The following is a 21,772-nucleotide window of genomic DNA, read 5'->3' on the forward strand; positions in this document are numbered from 1 at the left end:
TATATTCCTGAAAGCCTATCCTAGAAACTCCAATGCCGGGGTTTCATCTGGCCAGCCAAGGTACACGACCGGCCGCATAAAATTGCATGCTGCCACGCTACCAGGAGTAACCCACGCCAACCGTCATCTTGGTGTCTTGCTTCTCACTATCGATAGAGGGCGTATTATCGTATTGCCACGCGTATTTCACCTCCATCAATATACCTTTGACCAGTGGCGTACGGACGCCGATTTCAGCGGTACTCTGGTAGTCGTCACTGGACTCAAAGGATTGCAACAGTTCCTGGTTGTAGTAGACCTCTGGGCCCATATCGAACTTATAGCGGTAATTCCACGCGGAGCGGCCGGCAGCGTAGCGGTTATCCCCGGTTTCGTTGAGGCTCGGGTCAATATATTCATCCTTAAGGCTGCTCACACCGCCCTGGATCGAGAACGCTGACTTGTCGGTATCGAAAAACAGGTAACCGAGGCCAAGACCGAGAGTCGTCGTCAAGTCGATATTTCGCGCCTCCTCATGTACCAGAGAACTGTTACCCGCAGCAAACCACTTTTCAGCAAAGATCCACCGCAGATCGTAGCTCAGGCGGTATTTTTCCAGATCATCAATTTCCGGATTGTTCTGGTTCTGGTACTGAGTGCCGATAATGTGATGGAAATCGCCATTGCGCACGTCGAAGTTGGCGTTGATGTCCCAGTCTTCCCGCTCACGGTTACCTTCTTCAAAAATCCCGGAGGCGGCGACGTTGCCGTGGAAAATGACCGGATTTCCAACAAAATTAACGTAGGGCTCAGCACGATCAATCGCCGGGAAGTCCATCACCCAGCCAGAGCCTTCATCACAATACAGCTCCCACTGCTCCTGGCGGTGGCCAGCCAACGCACAGGGCTCATCGCGCCCGGCAATCTTGAGATCTTTATCGGTCTCCAGTGACAGGATCTTGCCTTTCTCGACCGTAATCTCGCCAAAGGTTTCTGAATTCCAGACCACATTGTCTTTTTCCACCAGTACCAGCTCACCGTAAATTCGGTCGCCATTGGAAAGGCTCAGCACCCCGGCTTGCACCGGCGAGGCAGCCGCGATAAAGGCGAATAGAATGGCCGCACTCTTGATGGAGAAAAATGCGGAAATCTTTGTGGTAAACGGGGAAAATCGGGGGACAACAGACAGCACGAAACAACCTTTCGATAGCTTTACATTATTAATTGTTCGAAACTAATAATCTAAGAGTTCGACACAGCGCAGAAGTTCAAACGACTTCAGGAACGGAATTGGTGCAGAAACCTACATCAACTGACAATGATGCCACAACTCGCATCTACCTTGCACTCGCGCAGGTTCCGGAAGGACGGGTAGTCACCTATGGGAGGCTGGCGGAATTGGCGGGGCTACCGCGAGCAGCCCGGCTCGTTGGCAGCACCCTGCGGAAACTCCCCAAAGACACCTCCCTGCCCTGGCACCGGGTACTCAATGCCCAGGGAAAGATCTCTCTTCCCCAGCCCGGTTTTCAACGGCAGAGGGATCGCCTGCAGGCGGAAGGTGTCGCATTGATCAGCGGCAGGGTGGATTTGACTCTGTATGGGTGGCCACGGCAGGGCGAACTTTAGGCTTCGAGCCACAGCGCGGGTGCGCGCCTCTCTACGAACCCTAAAAGTGAACCAACCGTCCAATCACCGCCGGCCGGTTCAGCCGGGTGCCGCTTCTTTTGCCAACACCTCTTCGCGACGGCTGCGCCACCATAGATAGATGGCCAGCAGAATCGCGGGCAGTCCGATAAGCGCGGCATAAGTAAAGAACAGGTTGTACCCCTCTGCATCCACCACGATACCGGAAAAACCACTGATAAATTTTCCGGGTAAGGTCATTAGCGAACTGAACAACGCGTACTGGGTGGCCGTGTAGGCCTGGTTGGCGAGGCTTGAGAGATAGGCAATAAATACCGCATTGGATAACCCGGCACTGACATTGTCGGCGCTGATCACCAGTGCCAGCCAGGTTTTATCAGGACCGATATTCGCCAAGTGAGCGAACAGCAGGTTGGTTGCTGCCACCATAACCGCACCGAGAATCAATGGGCGCATGATGCCAAAACGCACTACCAGCAGCCCCCCCAGGAAAGACCCGAATATAGTGAAGAAGAAACCAAATACCTTGGTAATCTGGGCAATGTCACTTTTGCTGAAGCCGAGGTCCAGATAGAAAGGATTTGCCATCACCCCCATGGCGATATCACTGAGCCGGTACACACCGATAAACAAAAGCAGAACCAGAGCGAAACGACCATTACGCTGGAAGAACTCGATAAACGGGCAGGCCACCGCACGTACGAACCACTCCCAGATACGGCTGTGCTGACCGCCACCCAGCATCCGGTCCACCCAGGCGTGCTGGAATTCTTCTGCCATGGCTTTGACTTTGGCGTGATCCGGCTCCGAGATTAGCAAAGTGGTGATGACACCGACCCCCATCAACCCCGCCATGGTGGCATAGGCCACGGACCAGTTTGCCAACTCCGCCACGTACAGAGCCCCGGCTCCCGCAACCAGCAAGGCTATCCGATAACCGAACACGTAGTTCGCGGCCATTGCCCCCTGCAAGTCCCGATCCACCGACTCAATGCGAAACGCATCGATCACAACATCCTGGGATGCGGAGCAGAACGCCACGATAACCGCGAGAACTGCCACCTGAGTCAGAGCCAGTTGCGGATTGACACTCGCCATCCCCAGCAGGCCAAGGGCCACGCCGATCTGCGCGGCAAGCATCCAGCTGCGTCGCTTGCCCATCACCCGCGTCAACACGGGGATTTTCAGGTAGTCGATGACCGGCGCCCAAAGCACCTTGATAGAAAAGGTAATACCCACCCAGGCAAAGAAGCCGATTGCGGTGCGGCTAACGCCGTAGTCGCGCAACCAAGCTGTCAGGGTAGAAAACACAAGCAGCAACGGCAGGCCGGCGGAGAAGCCGAGAAAAAACATCGCCAGCACTTTGGGCTTGAGGTAGACCCTAAGTGCTTCACCCCAGGTCATGTTTTGTTTTTGCATGGGCAGGCTCTGGTTCCTTTTATGGGCTTGCCTGATGTGCGGTACCGCCGCCAACGCTCAAGCGGCGGCTAGCGTCCAAATTTTAGTTCCAGTTGCGCTTCTGCCAGCTTATTGGCATTGATCTGATACGCCACCATCGCTGCGGGGCTGCTCTCATCCAACAGCAACTGTTCAACCTTGAGCGCATATACGCGAAATTGGTAACGATGCTCACCCTGCCCCTTCGGCGGACAGGCACCGCCATAACCGGGGCTGCCAAAATCCGTGCGACTCTGAATCGCCTCTGGAATCAGCCCATTCTTGGGGTCTCCCGAGCCTTCGGGCAGGCTGCTCACCTGGGCCGGAATATTGAAAACCACCCAGTGCCACCAGCCGCTACCGGTGGGCGCATCCGGATCGTGCATCACCACGGCAAAACTGCGGGTCCCCTCGGGGGCACCGGACCACTTCAGGTGCGGAGAGATATTCTCGCCATTGCAGCCAAAGCCGTAATACAGGTGCGCAGCGCGCATTTTGTCGCCCTCGGCATAATCCGGCGACGTCAGTACGAACGATTCAGCACCGACATTCAACGGGAGCGCCAGAGCGAATGCAGCAATTGCCGGGAACAATATTCTCCCCAGTGTAGCAGTCCGCGAGCGACCGCCGCGCCAGAGGCAAAATGCCAGATCCTTCATACCACTCCTCCCAAATGGCAACCACAAACAGCGCTTAATTGTCCGTCGTCATCATGTTCGCTACTGCGGCCAAATCCATATTGCCACCGGTTAATACTACGACAACCCGCTTGCCCCGAAATCGCCCAGAGTGCTCCAGAACTGCCGCCAGCCCAGTTGCCGCAGATGGCTCCACCAGTTGCTTGGTACGCCCCCATAGCAAAGACAGCGCCTGTACAATACCTTGCTCGGACACTGTCACGATGTCGTTGACAGTTTCCCGGATCACCGCAAAATTCCGCTCACCCAGTGTGGTACGCAGGCCGTCGGCAATGGTGTGGGGAGTTTGTTCAGTCACGCGCACGCCACCGCGAAAGGAGCGGTGTGCATCGTCAGCCCCGGCGGGCTCGGCACCCAGAACCTTGATTTGCGGCGCCAAAGCCGAAACCGCCAACCCCACACCAGCCAACAAGCCGCCACCACCTACCGGTGCCACCAAAAGGTCCGGCGCAAAACCCAATGCCCGGCACTGTCCGATAACCTCCTGAGCCACAGTCCCCTGACCTGCAATAATGCGCGGATCATCAAACGGCGGCACTTCATGAGCACCGGTCTCTTTGACCACCTGCGTCAGTGTTGACGCTCGAGCGGCCAACGTTGGCGCGCACAGCACAATATCGGCGCCATACGCAGCAACGGCGTTTTTTTTGGCTTGCGGCGCATTTTCCGGCATCACCACCGTACAGCGGAGATCTCGCTGTGCTGCAGCCCAGGCCAGTGCGGCACCGTGATTTCCCGAAGAATGCGTCGCCACCACCGTTGTGCCCGGCGGCAAGGAAAACAGAGCATTGGCCGCACCACGCGCCTTGAAGGCACCGACCTTTTGCAGGTGTTCACACTTGAAATAAATCTCCGCCCCCAGGCTCTCATTGAGTGTGGACGAGTAAATCAAGGGTGTGCAGTGAACTAACCCGGTGAGACGCTCAGCAGCGGTGAAAATGTCTGCCGCCTCTGGCAGGTCCAGAGAGGGAGAAGGAGAGCAGGATGAAAATTCAGACACAGAGATTCGGATTCCGCAGGTAGCCGGTTACCAAAACAGCACATACAGTGCCATCAGTGTAATCCACATCAACAGCGCCCGTGAAAGTAGCGCCTGCATGGCCTCCACCTCGGCGCCGCACAGGCGCTGCCCCTCGTTGACCGCCACACCGGCACTGCATTCACTGCTATCGATACCTCCGAGCGCTCCTTCCATATAATGCTCGAGTACGTCCTGGGTAGTGGTTTCACGGCAGGTAAGGCGTTCGCGCCAGACGCGATAACAACCGGCAAAGTTGCCCACGATCGCCAGAGTGAACCCGAGAGCACGCACGGGCAGCCATTCAATCAGCCACAGCCAGCGTGTTGCCAGGGCTTCATTCTGTTCGCTTATGCCGCTGACGGCCGACTCCTGAGAATTGCGAGAAAAAGACTCCAAAGCCATCTGACTCATTCGGTACAGCAACGCACCGGGCACGCCCAGTAACAGGAACCAGAACAGCACCGCAAACAGGCGCTCGAAGGCACGATAAATAGTCGCCCGGAACACCACCCGATGGAGAGTCTGAGCATCCGGCGCCTGCGCCGCAGCATCAGTATCCCGTGCCGTCATCAGCGGAGCGGCAGCGTCTCTCGCAGCCTCCAGGTCCCCCTGGTACCAGGCGCGCAGATAATTAGACAGCGCATCATTAAAATGGCCTCGCCCGAAGCTGTACAGCAGTGCGGGCACACTCACAAGAATGGCCCCAAGCCAGCCGAGCAGCAACTCCGCCAGGGCCAGTACAACGGCCACGGCCACTACCGGCGCAAGTACTAATACTCCGAAGCCAATTCCGGCTCTTTCCCGCAAGGCCTGCCGCCGAAATACCAGTGATTGCCAGTGTCCAAACCAGGCGTCGCGGTGCAGAGGTCCGCCAGACCCCCAGATCTGAACCAGCCCCAATGCCAACAGCACGATCAGAAGTGCCATAGCTCCCTCGCTATCGTTTATCGGTTCAACCCGGGTCCGGGTCTTCTACCCGCAGGACTAGGTGCCCGTGGCCGGCCCGGTCAGTTGATCCAATTTATTAAAATAAAGGTCCCAGTCAAACCCCGGACCAGGATCCAGCTTGCGCCCCGGTGCAATGTCGGAGTGCCCAGTAATCCGCGACCGCTCGATGGCCGGGTAGGCTTGCTGAATGGCTACAGTGACCTCCGCCAATGCCTCGTACTGCGCCGGAGTGTAAGTGTCGGTCTCCAGGCCTTCCAGCTCGATACCGATGGAAAAATCATTGCAGTTTTCACGTCCGCAAAACATCGACTGCCCCGCGTGCCAGGCACGTGCATCAAAGGGGACGTACTGAGTAACCCGCCCATTGCGGTCAATCACCAGGTGGGCAGAAACTCGCAAAGTGGCGATTTCAGAAAAATAGGGATGGGCGTCGATGTCCAGATGACCGAGAAAAAACTGGTCAATGTAGGCGCCGCCGTACTCACCGGGCGGAAGGCTGATGCTGTGGATAACCAACAGATCCACTTCGGTATCGTCCGGACGGGCATTGCAATGCGGACTTGCCACGCGGCGAACGCCGGACAGCCACCCTGACTGGACCTGATATTTCAAAACTGAACTCCACCGGAACTGAGCAGGGAGCTATTTTATGGAAGCGACGAAGTATCTGCCAATAGCGGCCCACGTTTATGGTCAATCATATACCAATCCGGTGTACCGCTGGCAGTTATCGGAAGGTCAGACTCGAATAGGGATCTTGCTGTCGCCGCAACTGCCCACCACATATTGCAGAGCTCGCTCAAACAGTGGCCCCTGCTCCAGTGGCAGTAATTCTTCGTCGCGCAGCGCGTGTGCAAGTTCAAGGCGGGAGTAAACACCCACTTTCGCACCCTGGCGGTTTACAAACATAAACTGATCCAGTTCGCGGATGATCGCCGCAAGACGACAGCGCACCGGCAGCTTTTCCGGATGACGCAGTAAAAACCAGCTGTCTTTGAGGTGGTAGGTTTGCTGCCAGTGGTTGTCGTCGCTGGGCAGCGGCTTGAGATCAGCCGGTGCCAGTACCGCAGCCTCTGTCACCACCTGCTGGATTTCCTCCACATCGGGCAGAGCCTTCTGATCGGCAGGCAGCTCCCGAACCTCATCCAGCACCTCAGTGTCGAGCGCTCCTTTATCTTCGGGCGCGACTGCCTCCACCACTGGAATAGCCAGCACACTGTCCGCTTCCCGGCGCAACTCCTGCACCAGTCGTTCACGGGTACGACGCTCCCGTTCGGACTCCACTCGTTCCCCCAGGGTCTGGCGCTCGCGGTACAGGACTTCCAGGCCACCCATCAGGCGCTGGCGGTCGCCGGCGCTCATGGAGAGAGATTGGGCACCCTCCTCCAGCCGCTTTTTCAGGCCCGGTAACAAGCGCTGCATTTTCACACTGCTCTCGGGCATCGGCGCCACCACGCTCCAGATCAGGTCGCGCGCAGTAAGTACATGCTGACGCCACACACCACTATCGGTACCCTCTTTCAGACAGGCGCGGAACAGCACGCTGCTCCACACGCGATTCAACCACTCGTGTACGATCTTAGGCAGTTTCCGCTCCGCCGTCAGGGTGTCGTAAACCGCCGCTACCCGGGCTTTGGCAGCCTCTACCCGCGCCGTGCCCTGCGCCTCATCAATGGTACGGCGTTCCATAACCTCCGCACGCTTGCGCTCTCGCATAGAAAACGCACGGAAAGACTCCAGCAGACGCAGGAAAACACGGTCATCCTGGTCGTACCGGGACAGTACCTCTTCTACAATCGTACAAACCTCGCGATACAACGGGTCATTCAGGTAATTTTCCCCCGGCTGCCAGCCAATTGCAGCATCGGCCAATTCGTTCAACAGACGCCTGGCGGGGTGCCCGCTCTTGCTGAAAAACGCTTTGTCACTAACCGCCAACTTCAACATTGGCAACTGCATGCGAATCAGCTGAACCTTTATCGGCTCCGCGAGGTTGCGGTCCTCGAGCATAAACGAGAACAGCATGTCCACCAGCCGAATGACTTCGCTATCGAGCTCGTGAAGTGAAGCGCTCTGGCGGTTTTCAACCAGGTGCTGCTGTAGCAACTCTGTGACGTTGATCAGTTGGCCTGACACACCACTCTGTGCGGGCAGCGACATCTGGAATTGACCCAGATGCTGCAACAAGGTGGGCGTAGCCATAGCCGGCGCACCGGCACCCGCAGGAACAAGCCCGGGTACACCGGTATAGCTACCCTCCGAGACGGTACCGGCATTGCTTCCGGCAACACTGCTTGCCGCGACACTGGCTCCAGCAGGATCTGATCCGCCCCCAGTAAGCACGTGTCCCGCCGGCGCATAACTGCCAGACGGAGCACCCGACACGCCACCTGGTACCGCTCCCGGCGACAGCGCGGAATCGGCCATTTGCGAAGGCATTGCCGCGGCAACCGGCGGTACATTCGCTCCACTCGCCGGCCCACCGGCAGCGGGGGCGTTTGAACGGTTTCGATGGCGCAGCGGGTCTTCAATGGTGGGCAGAACCCCCTGCTCTATGAGTAGCTGGTTACAGGCTTCATACAGCTCGCCCAGGCGGTTTACCAGATGTAATTCAAACTTTTTCAGCAGGGTCATGCGCGCGCGCAACGACACCTCAACATCATCCAGCACTTCGGCAAAGGCACTGCAGATCGCAGCGGGCCCCAGGGGCAGATTTTCATCGTAAATTTTGCATGAGACCAAGGTGTCAAGACGCAGGGATAAAGCAGCGATCGCCTCCGCGTGATCGCGACGGATATTCGACACCATTGAGCGGATCGCAACCTGCTGCTCCAGATCGTCATTATTTACCAGGGAAAGGTTCTTCAGGGAGCTGCCCAGGTCTGGGCTGACATCCTCACCGGGTGCATCATTACGCGGGTTGTGAAAACGATCCTCGATGCCATCGCAAAAACCATCGATCAGGTTGCTCTGTTCGACCCGAATAACGCGAATCGCCTGAAAAAGTTGATCCTGCTCTTCCTGCTGATGGGCCTTTTCCGCCATCATAAACAGAGAGTCGTCCACCTGCGTAAAGACTTCCTCCACACGGGACTGGATCCACTGAATTGTTTTCTGATTTACGAGACTCACATTTCTAGACAACTGTCTGGTATTTGGGGATCCCGATAGGTTAGACTGCCTGGCAGCCCCACCTTTTCCACCACCGGTAATCACAAATAGTTCGTTATTATTTCTTTCCATTTCGTCCTTGCTCACCCCGGCACGCCCTCCTGGCATCGGTTACGCCACTCTCATCAATGAGAAACCGTTGCGCGCAATCCCCCTAAACAAATACCCCGTAAAGCGCCCGCAACAGAAACTACAACTGGCAGCCGCCACAGAACCCCGGCACCGACACACTGATCAGTGCGGAACTGCGACAAGCTGATACATAAAGATTGAGAAAATCCTGACTTCCGCGGCGGTCATACCGGCGGAATTGAAGCTGAGATCCAATATCCAGCAATCCTAAACGACACGCAAGTGCCAGAAAGGGCCATTTTTCGTGAATTTCTTTGAAAATTGTGCCGATATTGCGACACGACAGGAAAGACAGGAGAAAAAGTAGGACAGTATTGCTAAAAGCTTCTGATTGAAAAGGGGCTAGCTGAATTGTTGCACTTTTTTGACAGACTGCGAAAGCGTCATTTGTGAACGCTCGTCATAATTCCCGGCGCAGTGTCAACAACGTTGTTACGCGCCGGGAATTACACGGATTTTCACCACCGGCGAATCAGCGCATTTCACCACGGGACTGACGTACGGTACCGATTACCGACTGCAATGCACGCTCGAATAACATACCGTCATCCATCGACATCAGCTCCCCTTTGCGCAGCGCTATCGCCAGCTCCGCACGGGTAAACTCCGCCACCTTGGCACCGTTGCGGTTCACGAAGATGAACTGGTCGATATCTTTGATAACCGCTGCAAGGCGGCAGCGGAACTGCTCTTCATCACCACGTTTCAGCTCAAACCAACTTCCCTGGGCGAGGCGGAAGGTCTGCTGCCAGTGGGAGTCCGTCTCAGAAATCTCTTCACTGACGTGTGAATCTGCCTGCAGCGCTACTTCCGCCACAGCCTGCTCAAGCTCTTCCATTTGCGGCAGCTCCACAACCGGCTCAGGCTTGACCTCACTCACATTCACTGGCGCCGTATCGCCCACCTCTTCCGCCAGGGCTGCTTCCTGCCCCGCCGCTTCGGCGGCCATAGCGCGCGCCTCTTTCTCGACTTCGCGGCTGCGCTCTTCCAACAGCCGCTGTGCCAGGGCAAAGCGCTCGCGGTAAATTTCCTTGAGGCCGGCGAACATACGGCGCGCTTCAAAGGTGTTGAGTGATACCGCTTCCACACCGGCTTTCAGTCGCCCCTGCAGCGTCGGCAATAATCCCAGCAATTGCTTGCGGCTCTCAGGCATAGGAGCGTGGACACTCCACACGAGATCCCGTGCGGTGCGCACATCACGGCTCCAGCTTTCGCTCTCCGTACCCTCTTTGATACAGGTCAGGAACAGCATATTGGCCCAGACTTTTTCCAGCCATTCGGATACCACCGGCGGCAGGTCGCGCTCGGCCATCAATGCATCCATCACCGCCGCTACCCGCGCGCGCGCAGCTTTGGTTTTTGCCTTGCCGTCGGCCTCGTCCACAATACGCTGCTCAAGGCGCTGAGCACGCTTGCGCTCGCGCTCGATAAAGTCGCGGAACGAATCCAGCAATGCAGAAAATATATTGATGTCCTGATCAAATTCCGCCAGTACGCGGCCAACCACTTCGCTGATTTTCTTGTACAGCGGATCTTTTTCGTAATTGTCCTTTGCCTGCCAACCGGTGCAGGCATCTGCCAACTCGTTCAGGAGCTTGCGTGCAGGGTGGCCGCCCTTGCTGAAAAAGGATTTGTCCGCGATGGCCACCTTGAGCAGTGGCAACTGCAGGCGCCCAAGCTGGGATTTGACTGGCTCGGCGAGATTGCGATCTTCCAGAATAAAAGAGAACAGCATCTCCACCAGTTTGATGATATCGCTGTCCATTTTCGCCAACGCTGCCGACTGGCGCACTTCCACCAGGCGTTCCTGCAGCATGCTGTTGACGTTTAGAAGCTGAACTTCACCCTCGCCATAGCTCTGAGGCAGATGTGACTGCAGCGCCCCCAAATGCGACAGCAGATCTTGCGGTGGCATCGGCGCTGCGCCACTACCCAGCGGCATCAGACCGTGACCGGCATAGCCCCCGGATTGTGACTCCGCATAACCACTCTGCGGTGCACTGGAGCCCGCTGGTTGCTGAGGGCGCGAAGCCGGGCGCTGTTGACGGGCGGCACGGCGCTGCTGTTTTAGTGAGGGCAAAACCCCCTTCTCGATAAACAGATCATTACACTGATCATATATTTTGCCCAGATTCAGCATGACCAGCTGCTCAAACTTTTTCAGCAGGGTCAGGCGGGCGCGGATATGAAGATCCAGCGACCGTGAGGCCTCGACAAACGCATCGCAGATGGCGTCGGGACCCAGCGGGTTGTTCTTATCGTAAATCTTGACGGAAAGCAGCGTGTTGAGACGCAGGGAAATTTCGGTGAGAGGCTCGGCAAAGTCACGTTTGGCATTGGCGACCATGGTATCCACAGCCACCAGCTGCTCCAGGTCATCGTTGTGTACCAGAGACAGATTGTCCGCTGAATAGGGATCTTCCTCGTCCGCACTGACTTCGCGCACCTGGAACCCCTGATCGAGCGCTTCGGCAAATCGATCCACCACCCGGCGGCGCTCGACGCGCAGCAAGCGCAGCGCCTGAAAGAGCCCATCCTGCTCATCCTGACCATGGGCTTTTTCCGCCATGGCAAACAGGGAGTCATCGACTTTGGCAAACACCTGCTTGGCGTGATCCGTCAACAGAGCCTTCGCCTTATCGCGTACCGCCACAACCGGCGGCGGGAGGGTAACCGGGCCACCGCGGCGGTTCTGCCCCTGCTCTCCCTGGGCACCGCGCATGGAAACCACATTGGACGCGACGTTAGTAGCTACGCTATCGGTGTCTTTCATTGCCATCTAGCCTCGCCGGCAGTCACCTTCATCTATGAAGTGGCCGGGTGATGCGACACAGCGGCTCTGGGAAGCCCACTGTGAATGGTTTATTTAATTTCCAACCCTTTTGCCTGAATACCTATCTGCTCAATTTCCGATCACCTGCAGTGATCAGCAGAAGAGGAGCACAAAAGAACGGAGCAACCTATATTGGTCGACCGTTGATTCTAAGTACAGCCACCATGAAAGCACAACCTCGGGCTACCTGGCACTATCGTTTTTGCGACCCTATTCACAGGCACTGAGTAGATCTGGCGCCCGCTGGATAACAGAAAAAGCATCCAGTGAACACTCGCTGCTCGGCCAGATTTGCTAATATTGCCGCCGTCTGGCCGCAGACTCCAGGCTTACCCTTTCCCGCCCTCAATACCGGACAGGTTGTGGGCGCAGTACTATCGAGGTCCCAGCATGACACCGGCCGCCACCAGGATTCCCAACCTTTTCTCGGATATCGAGCGCTCAGTGAGAGACGCGCTGACGGAAGATGTGGGGGATGGCGATATCACCGCGCAACTGATTCCTGCGGACCGCTGCGCCCGTGCTCGCGTGATTACCCGCGAGGACTGCGTGTTCTGCGGCCGGCCGTGGGTGGACGAGATCTTCCGGCAACTGGATCCCCACATGCGGGTTATCTGGCATGTGCAAGATGGTGAACGAGTGGCCGCTAACAGTGTGCTGTTCGAACTCGACGGTAACGCCCGCAGCATCCTCACCGGCGAACGTTGCGCACTGAATTTCGTGCAAACTCTATCCGGCACCGCCACCACTGCGGCCGACTATGCGGCCCTGGCGGCGGGCACCGAAATCAAAATCCTCGATACCCGCAAAACCATTCCCGGCTTGCGCACCGCGCAGAAGTACGCCGTATTGTGCGGGGGCTGTGAAAATCACCGCATCGGCCTGTTCGATGCATTCCTGATCAAGGAAAACCACATTGCAGCCGCTGGAGGAATCCACAATGCGATTAAACAGGCACACCAGATCAAACCCGGCGCGCTGGTGGAAGTAGAGGTGGAAAACCTGGAAGAGCTGGCACAGGCACTGGACGCCGGTGCCGATGTCATCATGCTCGACGAGTTCACTGATGCAATGACTGCAGAAGCGCTGACTCTCGCGAAAGGTCGCGCGAAAATCGAAATTTCCGGCAGCGTGAACGAGGCTCGCCTGCAACAGTTGGCCGGCCTTGAGGTGGACTATATATCCTCCGGAAGCCTGACCAAGCATCTGCGGGCGATTGACCTGTCATTGCGGCTGGAATCCGGCACCGATTGAAAATGCCCGACCACCTCTCGCAGGTGGTAACGCGGACGGCGCTTGACCTCTTCGTAGATCTTGCCCAGATATTCGCCAATCACCCCCAGGCAAAGCAACTGCACGCTGCCGATAAACAGGACGGGGACCATGATCGAGGCCCAACCGGGGACTGCACTGCCGGAGAAGATTTTCACACCAAGCACCCAGGCAATCAGCGCCAGGGATACCGTACCGGCCAGTAGTCCCAGCACGGTAATGGCGCGCAGAGGTGCAATCGAATAGGCGGTTACCCCTCGCCACGCGAGGGACAACATCCTCCGCAGCGGGTACTTACTTTCCCCCGCCAAACGCCGGCGGCGCGCGTAAGACACACTGGTGGAGCGAAACCCGAGCTCCCGCACCATTCCCCGTAAAAACAGGTTGGTTTCCGGGTATTCGAGCAGCGTATCGACGGCTCGCCGGGACATCAGGCGAAAGTCTGCATGATTGAACACCAGATCAACCCCGAGACGCTGCATCACCCGGTAATACCCTTCAGCGGTCATGCGCTTGAACCAGGTATCCGTTTCCCGCTCTGTGCGCACGCCAAATACCACTTCATTGCCCGCGGAAAATGCGTCAATCATTGCTGCAATATTTTCCGGACCATCCTGCAAGTCGGCATCGATACTGACGACCATGTCTTCCGAGGTCTGAGACAGTCCGGCGTAGAGAGCGTTCTGGTGACCGCGGTTGCGGGACAGTGCTACCGCGACTATACGCGGGTTCTCCTGGGCGAGATGCTGCATTATTGGCCAGGTTGCGTCGCGACTGCCGTCGTCGACAAAATATATTTTTGAGGCCGCGTGGATTCGCCCGTCCGCTTCAAGCCCCGCCACAACATTCAGCAATTCTTCCGCCGAATCAGACAACACCTCCTCTTCGTTGTAACAGGGCACAACAATCGCCAGAGAAGGCGGTGGACAGACACCCGAAGGGTCGATTACGGACTCCATTTTCGCTCCCGGTATACCCAGAATTGATGCAGAACAAAATTACACACCAGGGTGACCAGCGTGGCCCCCACCTGCGCCAGCAAATAAGGGAACAGGATCAGCAACAGTGTGAAACTGACCGTGTTCACCCCCAACCCGACCATGACCACGCCGGCAAAACGCGGCAAGGCCTGCCGGTGCCCCGCCTGCCCCTCAAACGTAATGTAGAAATTCAGCAGGTAATTGATCACTGCGGAAGCACCGTACGCTATAACGGATGCCATCACAGCGAACATCCCGACCACCTCAACCAGCAATATCAACAGCAGATACTGGACCCCGGTAGCCAGCCCGCCTACCAACAGGAAACTGCTGAACCTGCGCAACAGTCCTTTCGTCAACCGCCACCACAAGGGTCTTTCACCCGGCTCGGTGGCGGGGCCGCCAGACTCAGGCGCTGACATGATTCTGCGACCGCAACGGAGCGGCCAGGGGGGGCGCCAAAGGCGGCTCAGCAGTACCGCTACTCACTGGAATCCCGCCCTCTAGCTCCACATGGTCGGACGAGGACACCTTCGCCGCAACCTGGTCCCGGCTGCGCCGCAGTGCCCCGGCCAACACCACGGCCTGGACCAGTAAAAAACCTTCCAGTGGCTTGCGGTAGCGCCCTTCATTTACCGCGATGGGCAGTACGCCCTGTACCAGAAACCAGGTGGCAACCAGCACGGTAAAAAGGCGCACACCCTGTAATCGTCGCCAGCATAGCAGCGTGCCGACCATCAACAGGAAAAACAGCGGCGCCCAGAGCCAACGAATATGGTGGTTGAGTAATTCAATGGGACGCTCGCGGTTGTTATCCGGCCACGATGAACCAAATAACAGGTAGATCAGGTTCTCGCTGGCCAGGTGAAAATATCGCTCTGGTGTCAGTGGGTAGCGGTTCAGCGCGTTACTCCAGTCCTCCACACCATTGGCGATTTCAATTCGCGCGTGTACAGCGCCCTCACGTGTGGTAGTCCAGTCACTCAGCGGCGCCAGGGGTTTTTCTCCGGTGGAAGGAGAGCCAAACCAATAGTTCCATTGCGCCCCATCCTCGCGCAGGTAATGCACATGAATTTCCCGCTTTCCCGAGCGCAGATAGAGGGCCACCAGCTGTCCGATCCCGTGTGGGGAAACCATATTCATTACCGCATGACTACGGTACGCCAGGGGGCCCATCAGCAGCGTCAACACCAGAAGACTGAATCCGGCCTTGGCGATCTTCTGCGGCTGGACCAGCCACAGCCAGGTCGTGACTACCGCAGCCAGAGGAATCGCGATACCCCGGGTGAGCCCTGCCAGGGTCCACAGCACCACCATCAGCATAAAACTCGCCAGGGTCTGCTTGCGCCTGCACCGCCAGCTGGCGTAAAGCGCAGCGCCCAGTAAGGGCAACAACAGGGTTTCCTGCATGAAGTAGCCATATATCCCAATCCAGGACGGCAGCAGGGAAATCGCCGCCCACACCACAGTAGCCTGCAACCGGGACGGCAATAACTCGCGGGCGAAGCGATACCAGATCCAGGGAGTAAGACAGGCGAGCAGCGCAGTGTAAAACGCAATCAGCAGGGGCTCTTTCAGCGTCAGTTTGGCGAGAACACCAATGTAAAGCTGATACATCACCGGATCGGTGAGTGTCATAGGATCGGCACGCAGAGTTTCCGTACCCTGCTCCCAATGCCGCTGGGGGTCACTCCATATGTAGTCGATGGGGTTATAGGTAAAGACGTGATCGATACGCAGCCAGATACCCAGCGCAATCAGAAAATACAGGCCAGCGTACGCGAGCCAACGCCCGTCGGCACGGGATACCCGCAGGGGGAAACGGCGCAGCGCGCCGCACTGGTTCCAGTTCATCGGAGTCATCAGGTCAAGCGGGCCTGGCCGGAACGGAGGGCCCGCCAGGCCCCGTTACCAGGGGCTCCACCGCCGGCGCATCTTTACCGCGATAGAACAGGCGGCCGTGGCCAAACCTCAGCAGGGGGAACCAGCGCCCGAGGAATGCGAAAATCCCCCGCTCACCAATGTATTGCGCGTACGCCACGTATGTGGGGTCCCAGGACAGGTGTCGTTCTTCGGTGCGGGCGCGCATGAAATAGATAAAGTTCACCATCAACAACAGCAATGACTGCCGTAGTGCCTCAGAGCCACTGGCGCTGACCATAAACGGCATGGAGATCATCCACCATGACAGATTCTTGCTGATATACGCCGGATGTTTGGTGAAACGATAGGGCCCGTTGGTCAGGATGCCGCGGTGAGTGAGGTTGGAGAAGCGGATACCGAACGGAATACTGGCCCACACATAAATCGCGATCAATAGCAGAATCATCGACCCCCATAGGGTATAAGCCCAAGGGGTATCCCAGAACCAGTAGCCCCATGCCGGCGCGTCGTCGTATTTGAGATAGGTCCCGGAAAACAGGCTCCAGAACGGCTGATACCCGATCAGCGCCACCCCCCAACCGAGAAAGCTAGGCTCGGCGGTGCGGATATGGGAGTCGAATAGCCGCAGGGTGCACACATACCCCACGGTGACAAATAGCAGATCAATGTAAAACAGAAAATTGAAGGTAAAATCAAAAACCGACTTGAAACTGACCAACAGTCGGGAAAAATCAACATTCAACAGATTGGTCAGGTTGTTGCCGAGATACACGAACATCAGTGGCAGGAAAAAAAGTTTCACCAGCCAGCCCAGGTACAGCTGACCAATGGCTTTCCCCGATACTCCCTTGCGGTTGCCCATGACCCAGCTTCCCAGCTGCCAGTAACTGTCTTTCGGGGACTGCATGGCCCCGTCCACCAGATAAAAATACGGCACGGCCAGCAGCATCCACCAGGGGAATACGGCTTTCACCACGGTAAAATAATTGTCGTAAAAGGAGCCGTGATACTCGGGGAACAGCCAGTACACGAACGCTACGCTGCCAACACTGAGGTAGAAGCCGAGCAGCTTGAGTGCAGTGCGCCCAAGACTGTAATTTGCTCGGCGAAAATCCAGCCCTGCAGACGGATTGCGCCAGGGTTTCAGGAACAGCCACTCCAGCACGATGATCGGCAGCGCCAGAGCCACTGCCACCACCACCAGAGACTGTGTTTTCACGTGCAGATCCTGTCCGTACTCACGCAGCCAGAATACGGCCGCCAGGGATACGCCCAGAGCAAACAGGTTGATCCAGATATTCGTCGGTGCATCGGGACAGGAAGGAACCACATCGGGTGGAGAGACCGGGGGCTTGCCCTCTGCACCGGTCGACTTGGTGGTGGCTTTTTTATTTTTTATTTTTTTCATATTCGGTCCAGAGGGAACTACCAGCTACATACGGGTCGCATCTATTCCAGTCATAAAGGCCAGCCAAGGCGGCCAGACCACCGGTCATAATTGCGCCAGTTTACCCCTATCCCCCGACCGCGGCCAGAATCGGGCGGACGCCAAACTCGAAGGAGAGAATCAGTCAACAGCTCCGTCGCCAGACTCAACATCCAAACCTGGATGAGCGGTGTGATGGCGATGAGAATGCGGGCCGCTCTGCGGCTCCGATCCGGGGGACGAATGGGACTGGGGATGGTGCATGTGCTGCTCCCCATGGCCGCTGTGCTGACCGTGATCGCCGTGACCTAGCCCGCCCCATAGAGTCCACACTCCGAACACCAGTACCAGAGAAGCCATCGAGAGGCGAACCCCCGGCCTTTGTACCAGTGTGCGCAGGTGCGCTGCTGCCACCCCCGTTGCCAGCACGGCAGGTGCCGTACCCAGACCAAACGCCAACATGGCAAGCGCCGCCTGCGACGCACTACCCTGTGCCAGCGCATAGGTGAGCGCGCTGTACACCAACCCGCAGGGCAGCCAGCCCCACAGAGCACCCAAAGCAAGTGCCTGCGGAGTAGATTGAACCGGCAGCAGTCGGCGCGAGAGCGGCTGCACACTGCGCCACAATACGGCACCACCTCGCTCCAGCCACACCAGGCCTCGCCACCAATTCGCCAGATACAGCGCCATCGCAATCAGCATCAGGCCCGCAACAACGCGCAGTGGAGCAAGACCAGCAGCGAGGTCCACCGCGAGAAAAGCACCGACAGTCCCAACGATCAACCCCATCAGCGCATAACTGGCGATCCGGCCCGCAGAATAACCGAGTAACCGTGGCCACTGGGGACTCTCGCCCGGCACCGCCAGCCCCAGTGCACCGGAAATTCCCCCGCACATGCCGATACAGTGGCTGCTGCCAAAAAAGCCAATTGCCAACGCCGCGGCCAGCACACTCCATTCAGGCATCAGTCGGCCTTCCGTTCGTCATTTTCGGCGGATAGGCGTTTGGCGTCAGGTGAGGCGGAAGGAGGCACGTCGTCATCAAACAGGATGCGGCGGCCTTCGGTCTCCAGGTCGTCGTACTGACCGCTGTTGACCGCCCAGAAAAACAGCTTTACCGCGCCGGCAACAAACAGAATCACAATGGGTACTAATAAAAAGATACTGTCCACTCACACCTCGCGCTGGACGTAAAAACGGGTAGCCGGTGCGCCGGTCGCTTTAGTGCGCCGGCTGCCAGCGGGATAAACGCAGAGCGTTGATCACCACGATCAGAGAGCTCAGAGACATGCCAATAGCCGCAGCCCAGGGCGGAACAAGCCCGAGGAACGCCAGTGGTAATGCCAGGGCGTTATACAGGATCGCCCAACCCAGGTTCTGGCGAATAATTGTGCGACATTTGCCCGCCAAGGCAAAGGCCCGCGGCACTGCTCGCAGATCGCCCTGGAGGAGAATGGCGTCCGCACGGGATTGGGCCAGATCTGCCGCAGACATCATCGCCACTGAGACATCGGCTCCCGACAACACCGGTATATCGTTGATGCCGTCGCCAATCATCAGCACCCGCTCGCCCTCCTCCTGTAGTGCCTTCAGGCGGCGGAGCTTGTCTTCCGGCGAGGCTCCGGCGCGATAATCGCCAATTCCGGCGGACTCCGCGATACGTGGCACTTCGTCGGATTGGTCGCCGCTGAGTAACTCGGCTGACACGCCCGCTGAGGCCAACATCGACACAGAGTCCGGTGCGCTCGGACGCAGTTCATCACCCAGCCCCAGCCAGGCCACAGGCCCTCGGGAGTCCCCCAGCATCAGCCACTGCCCTTGCGCGGTCGGCGCCCGGCACGACGCGGTAGCCACGGAGGTTTCCGCAAGCGCCAGCACAAACTCGGGCAAACCGAGACGATAAACCGTGTTATCGCAAACCCCCTCTACCCCACGGCCTGTAACCGAGCGCAGTCTGCTGGCTGCAAGATTCCCAAACCAGGGACGAAACGCCCTCGCCAGCGGGTGATTGTTCTGGGCCTCCAGTGCCGCTGCAATATCGCGCGCGGTCGCCTCGTTCATCCCTTCGCGCAATGGCAGGATAGCGCGCAGCTGAGGTGTGCCTTCGGTCAGCGTCCCCGTCTTGTCAAATATCACGCGCGTCACTCTGGGCAAAGCTTCCAGCACATGCCCCCGTGCCACCAGCAACCCGAGTTGCTGCAGGCGTAGTGTCGCCGCAGCGAGCGCCGCGGGGGTTGCCAGTGACAGGGCGCAAGGGCAAGTAACAACCAGCACAGAAAGTGCCACCCAGAAGGCGCGCCCCGGCTCCTGTTGCCACCAGAATACAAAAGCCGCCACCGAAATCATCAAGACTGCGGCAATAAACCGCCCGGCAATACGGTCTGCCAGCGCCGCCTGGGCGGGCTTATCCAGTTGTGCCTGCTCCACCAGCTTTTCAATAGCCGACAGGCGGGTGCCGCTGCCCGCCGCGGTAATACGCACCGTCAGGGAGGAATCGCCATTGACGCTACCGGCGAATACCAGGCTGCCCACTTGCTTCTGCTGCAGTGCAGATTCCCCGGTCAACACGGATTCATCCACCCCGCTGGCGCCGTCTGTGACCACTCCATCTACCGGCACCGTATCCCCCGGCCGCAACAGGATCAGCTCACCCTCGGTCAGGGCGGCAACCGGAACCGATTCCACCGTGCTGTCGCTTCCCAACCTCAGCGCAGCCAGCGGCAGCAGTTGAGCGAGGCCACCGCTGGCCAGGCCCGCTTTGTGCCGAGCTCGCATCTCCACAAAGCGGCCCAATAGCAGGAAAAAGGTGAACATGGAAACCGACTCGAAATACACCTCACCGGTATCAAATACCGTGGCGTATACGCTGGCACCATATGCAAGACCGATGGCGAGGGAAACCGGAACATCCATTACCAGGTGGCCGCTGCGCAGTGCGCGCCAGGCAGCGCCAAAAAATGGCTGTGCCGCGTAACAGACCACCGGGGTGGCGACCACCAGTGACACCCAGCGAAAAAACTGCTCAAACTGCAGATCGATACCTTTGCTGCCACCAAAATACAGGGCGATGGCAAACATCATTACCTGCATGGTGCCCAGCCCCGCGACGCCGAGACGGCGGATGGCCGCACGGCGCTCCTGCTGCAGCAAGCGTTCACTGTTCGCAGCGGTGGCCGGTGACGGGCGATAGCCGATGGAGGCAAGGGCAGAAAAAATGGTGCTGAGCGCCACCCTGCCCGGGTCAAACACGATCTGTGCGCGGTGAGTACTGGCATTGACCGATACCCGCTCAACACCGGCGAGCGACAGCAGCTGCTTTTCGATCAGCCATACACAGGCGGCACAGGTGATTCCCCCCACCAGCAGACTTGCCACCTGCGGGGACTGAAGGCTTTCAACGCCGGGCAGAGTATCGGAAAACGCGCGCACAAACTCACTCTGCACCTGTGGCAGATCGTAGGCGTGCCAGCGTTGCTGTTCGGGCGCCTCCTCCGGGCGTTCGCTGTTCTGCTCGCGAAAGCGATAAAAATTATCCAGCCCACCTGCCACGATCGCACCCGCCACCGCCTCGCAACCGGGGCAGCACATGGCGCGATCCACGCCATCGATGGTAACGGAGTAGTTGCTGCCCTCGGCCACAGGAAGCCCACAGTGAAAGCAGCCGTCTTCGATTGCCGGGGATTGCGAGGAGGCGGTAGCCGACTTCTTGGCGGGTATATCGCCGGAGTTTAAGAGTGATCCATTCATCGAGTCACTGCTCGGCGGGCTTCAGGGGCACTCCGTTGCCGATATTGAAATTGATTTCGCCCTTTAGGCGCCACTCAGGCGCCTGCGCGCCCTCCGCGTCTACTTCTGGCGTCACCTGCAGATACCAGCGATGCTGCAGGGGAGCTGCGACCTGCCCCCGGTAGCGGCCGGTGGATATTTCTTCCAGCACGATGCGCTCATCCAGATCCGCCTCCACCGGATGACTCAGTATCAGTACCAGCGATGCAGGGTAAGTGGACAGTTCACCACGCAGGTCCAGAGAGACGGACTGATCTTGCGGGGAGAACAGAATCATCCCTGCCAGGTTCAAATCTTTTGCCCGCTGATCCTGTTCAGCACTGTAGTGGTACAGGCGGCTGTCTTTGTAATAGGTATCACTGACCACATCGTCACCATGACGCACGGCAATCGACACCAAAACGAACGAAACAATCACCACCAGAATCAATGGTGACATCACCATCCAGAACCAGGGTTCCCGAAACCAGGGCGCAGACTTGCTGGAATTTGCTTTTTGTGACACTGAATCAATCAACCAAAATCTGATAAAAATTGTTGGAGCGGTAATGCTGTAAGGTG

18 protein-coding genes are annotated in these 21,772 nt (G+C 57.8%); 2 read left to right on the forward strand and 16 right to left on the reverse strand.

Annotation, left to right across the window (positions count from 1 at the left end):
* Positions 1–97: 97 nt before the first annotated feature.
* On the reverse strand, positions 98–1,171 hold the full coding sequence (locus AU11_RS17400; protein WP_043321030.1) for a DUF481 domain-containing protein: 1,074 nt from the start codon (positions 1,169–1,171) through the stop codon (positions 98–100).
* Between the two features lie 101 nt (positions 1,172–1,272).
* On the opposite strand from AU11_RS17400, the gene AU11_RS17405 reads away from it, so the two are divergent.
* Positions 1,273–1,605 (forward strand): MGMT family protein, encoded by a 333-nt coding sequence (locus AU11_RS17405; protein ID WP_043321060.1) that lies wholly within the window; start codon positions 1,273–1,275, stop codon positions 1,603–1,605.
* A gap of 78 nt (positions 1,606–1,683) precedes the next feature.
* On the opposite strand, the gene AU11_RS17410 is transcribed toward AU11_RS17405, so the two are convergent.
* The 7 genes from AU11_RS17410 to AU11_RS17440 form a co-directional block, all read right to left on the reverse strand.
* Entirely contained in the window at positions 1,684–3,042 is a 1,359-nt protein-coding gene (locus AU11_RS17410) for an MFS transporter (protein ID WP_043321032.1), read from the reverse strand.
* A gap of 68 nt (positions 3,043–3,110) precedes the next feature.
* Complete coding sequence (locus AU11_RS17415) at positions 3,111–3,719, reverse strand: YbhB/YbcL family Raf kinase inhibitor-like protein (RefSeq protein WP_081848231.1); 609 nt, start codon at positions 3,717–3,719, stop codon at positions 3,111–3,113.
* Positions 3,720–3,753: 34 nt separating this feature from the next.
* Positions 3,754–4,758, reverse strand: a complete 1,005-nt coding sequence (locus AU11_RS17420) for a threonine/serine dehydratase (protein ID WP_081848232.1) — start codon at positions 4,756–4,758, stop codon at positions 3,754–3,756.
* A 27-nt stretch (positions 4,759–4,785) separates the two neighbouring features.
* On the reverse strand, positions 4,786–5,706 hold the full coding sequence (gene ampE / locus AU11_RS17425) for a regulatory signaling modulator protein AmpE (protein WP_043321034.1): 921 nt from the start codon (positions 5,704–5,706) through the stop codon (positions 4,786–4,788).
* Between the two features lie 57 nt (positions 5,707–5,763).
* The gene (gene ampD / locus AU11_RS17430) at positions 5,764–6,339 is read right to left on the reverse strand and encodes a 1,6-anhydro-N-acetylmuramyl-L-alanine amidase AmpD (RefSeq protein WP_043321036.1); all 576 of its coding nucleotides are present in this window, start codon (positions 6,337–6,339) and stop codon (positions 5,764–5,766) included.
* A gap of 126 nt (positions 6,340–6,465) precedes the next feature.
* On the reverse strand, positions 6,466–8,859 hold the full coding sequence (locus AU11_RS17435) for a DUF1631 domain-containing protein (RefSeq protein WP_051687423.1): 2,394 nt from the start codon (positions 8,857–8,859) through the stop codon (positions 6,466–6,468).
* 643 nt (positions 8,860–9,502) lie between these two features.
* Positions 9,503–11,809: a DUF1631 domain-containing protein gene (locus AU11_RS17440; protein ID WP_231492143.1), complete on the reverse strand. Its 2,307-nt coding sequence runs from the start codon at positions 11,807–11,809 to the stop codon at positions 9,503–9,505.
* A 444-nt stretch (positions 11,810–12,253) separates the two neighbouring features.
* Between AU11_RS17440 and nadC the strand changes: the two genes are divergently transcribed.
* Entirely contained in the window at positions 12,254–13,117 is an 864-nt protein-coding gene (gene nadC, locus AU11_RS17445; protein WP_043321039.1) for a carboxylating nicotinate-nucleotide diphosphorylase, read from the forward strand.
* Here nadC and AU11_RS17450 read toward each other — a convergent pair.
* From AU11_RS17450 to AU11_RS17485, 8 genes are all read right to left on the reverse strand, one after another.
* A complete protein-coding gene (locus AU11_RS17450; RefSeq protein ID WP_081848233.1) occupies positions 13,039–14,094 on the reverse strand; it encodes a glycosyltransferase family 2 protein in 1,056 nt (351 codons plus the stop codon). The genes nadC and AU11_RS17450 overlap by 79 nt on opposite strands.
* On the reverse strand, positions 14,082–14,459 hold the full coding sequence (locus AU11_RS17455; protein WP_051687424.1) for a GtrA family protein: 378 nt from the start codon (positions 14,457–14,459) through the stop codon (positions 14,082–14,084). The genes AU11_RS17450 and AU11_RS17455 overlap by 13 nt, the downstream gene beginning before the upstream one ends.
* A gap of 64 nt (positions 14,460–14,523) precedes the next feature.
* Positions 14,524–15,969, reverse strand: a complete 1,446-nt coding sequence (locus AU11_RS17460) for a hypothetical protein (RefSeq protein WP_081848235.1) — start codon at positions 15,967–15,969, stop codon at positions 14,524–14,526.
* 13 nt (positions 15,970–15,982) lie between these two features.
* On the reverse strand, positions 15,983–17,407 hold the full coding sequence (locus AU11_RS17465; protein WP_231492146.1) for an isoprenylcysteine carboxylmethyltransferase family protein: 1,425 nt from the start codon (positions 17,405–17,407) through the stop codon (positions 15,983–15,985).
* A 159-nt stretch (positions 17,408–17,566) separates the two neighbouring features.
* The gene (locus AU11_RS17470; RefSeq protein ID WP_081848236.1) at positions 17,567–18,391 is read right to left on the reverse strand and encodes a sulfite exporter TauE/SafE family protein; all 825 of its coding nucleotides are present in this window, start codon (positions 18,389–18,391) and stop codon (positions 17,567–17,569) included.
* Positions 18,391–18,597 carry a cbb3-type cytochrome oxidase assembly protein CcoS gene (ccoS, locus tag AU11_RS17475; RefSeq protein ID WP_043321040.1) on the reverse strand — a complete coding sequence of 69 codons (207 nt, stop codon included), beginning with the start codon at positions 18,595–18,597 and terminating at the stop codon, positions 18,391–18,393. Before ccoS ends, AU11_RS17470 begins: the two co-directional genes overlap by 1 nt.
* Positions 18,598–18,646: 49 nt before the next feature.
* Entirely contained in the window at positions 18,647–21,172 is a 2,526-nt protein-coding gene (locus tag AU11_RS17480; RefSeq protein ID WP_051687425.1) for a heavy metal translocating P-type ATPase, read from the reverse strand.
* Between the two features lie 4 nt (positions 21,173–21,176).
* Positions 21,177–21,716 (reverse strand): FixH family protein, encoded by a 540-nt coding sequence (locus tag AU11_RS17485; RefSeq protein WP_231492149.1) that lies wholly within the window; start codon positions 21,714–21,716, stop codon positions 21,177–21,179.
* Positions 21,717–21,772 lie beyond the last annotated feature (56 nt).

Source organism: Microbulbifer sp. HZ11 (assembly GCF_000708675.1).
Lineage (GTDB): Bacteria > Pseudomonadota > Gammaproteobacteria > Pseudomonadales > Cellvibrionaceae > Microbulbifer.

Coding starts and splice junctions, on each gene's coding strand:
- AU11_RS17410 (WP_043321032.1), bottom strand. CDS start 3,042: ATGCAAAAACAAAACATGACCTGGGGTGAAGCACTTAGGGTCTACCTC.
- AU11_RS17415 (WP_081848231.1), bottom strand. CDS start 3,719: ATGAAGGATCTGGCATTTTGCCTCTGGCGCGGCGGTCGCTCGCGGACT.
- ampE (WP_043321034.1), bottom strand. CDS start 5,706: ATGGCACTTCTGATCGTGCTGTTGGCATTGGGGCTGGTTCAGATCTGG.
- AU11_RS17440 (WP_231492143.1), bottom strand. CDS start 11,809: ATGGCAATGAAAGACACCGATAGCGTAGCTACTAACGTCGCGTCCAAT.
- nadC (WP_043321039.1), top strand. CDS start 12,254: ATGACACCGGCCGCCACCAGGATTCCCAACCTTTTCTCGGATATCGAG.
- AU11_RS17450 (WP_081848233.1), bottom strand. CDS start 14,094: ATGGAGTCCGTAATCGACCCTTCGGGTGTCTGTCCACCGCCTTCTCTG.
- AU11_RS17460 (WP_081848235.1), bottom strand. CDS start 15,969: ATGAACTGGAACCAGTGCGGCGCGCTGCGCCGTTTCCCCCTGCGGGTA.
- AU11_RS17465 (WP_231492146.1), bottom strand. CDS start 17,407: ATGAAAAAAATAAAAAATAAAAAAGCCACCACCAAGTCGACCGGTGCA.
- AU11_RS17470 (WP_081848236.1), bottom strand. CDS start 18,391: ATGCCTGAATGGAGTGTGCTGGCCGCGGCGTTGGCAATTGGCTTTTTT.
- AU11_RS17480 (WP_051687425.1), bottom strand. CDS start 21,172: ATGAATGGATCACTCTTAAACTCCGGCGATATACCCGCCAAGAAGTCG.